The organism is Mesorhizobium sp. M7A.F.Ca.CA.004.06.1.1 (assembly GCF_003999135.1).
GTDB lineage: Bacteria > Pseudomonadota > Alphaproteobacteria > Rhizobiales > Rhizobiaceae > Mesorhizobium.
This window is the reverse complement of the sequence record NZ_RZPQ01001272.1, coordinates 1-855: the sequence shown is the minus strand read 5'-3', so window position 1 is coordinate 855 and position 855 is coordinate 1. Positions and strand designations below refer to the sequence as shown.

The window sequence follows — 855 nt, the reverse complement described above, 5'->3', positions numbered from 1 at the left end:
GGGCGCGCCAACCTTCGACGCCTGGATCGTGCGCACCGACTTCGCCGAAAAGAACCCGGAAGCGGTGCGCGACTTCGTCAAGGTGACGGGCGCCGCCTATGCCGAGTTCCTCGCCAAGCCCGACGCGTGGTCGGTGTCGTCGCCGCAGGCGGCCGCGATCGCCAAACTCACCGGCGCCAAGCTGGAAGAAGTGCCGCAGCTGCTCAAGGGCTATGTCTTCCCGACGCTGGAAGAGCAGGCCTCCGACAAATTCCTCGGCGGCGGCACGGTCAAGGCGGTGGAAGCGACATCCGCCTTCCTCAAGGAGCAAGGCAAGATCGACGCCGTGCTGCCGGACTATTCGAAATACGTATCGTCGAAATACGTCACAGAGGCGCTCGCCTCGAACTAGTACTCGTTTAACGCAATTCCGGACGGAAAACCGCTTCACACTTTTCCTGGAATTGCTCTGAACCCGGCCCGCGCGCTTCTTCCCTGACGCCGCGTGCTGACTGCCCCGGAACCGCTGACGAGCGCCGGGGCCGTCGGATTTCAACGAACCGCGAGGCATCCATGCCGCATCTCGTGCTCGACCCCCATCTCGTACTGGACCCCCATCTCGTATTGGACAAGGTCTCGATCCACTATGACGGCCAGGCGGCGCCTTCCGTCGAACGGGTGTCGATCGATGTCGCCAAGGGCGATTTCGTCGTGCTGGTCGGCCGGTCCGGCTGCGGCAAGACCTCGCTGCTCAACGTCGCCGCCGGCCTTGTCGCGCCGGCACGCGGGCGCGCCTCCATCAACGGCAAGCCGATCACCGCGCCGGGCTCGGACCGGGCGGTGGTGTTCCAGAACGACGCGCTGTTCCCATGGCTG

Annotated in this window: 1 protein-coding gene and 1 pseudogene; both read left to right on the top strand. The window is 65.0% G+C overall.

All coding sequences use genetic code 11. From position 1 onward, the window contains the following. Window positions 1–391 (top strand): annotated as a pseudogene (gene tauA, locus EN906_RS35725) (taurine ABC transporter substrate-binding protein); the annotation flags it as partial. 161 nt (window positions 392–552) lie between these two features. Then, window positions 553–855: ATP-binding cassette domain-containing protein (locus EN906_RS35720; protein ID WP_127375848.1), on the top strand; the 303-nt coding region annotated here is incomplete at its 3' end.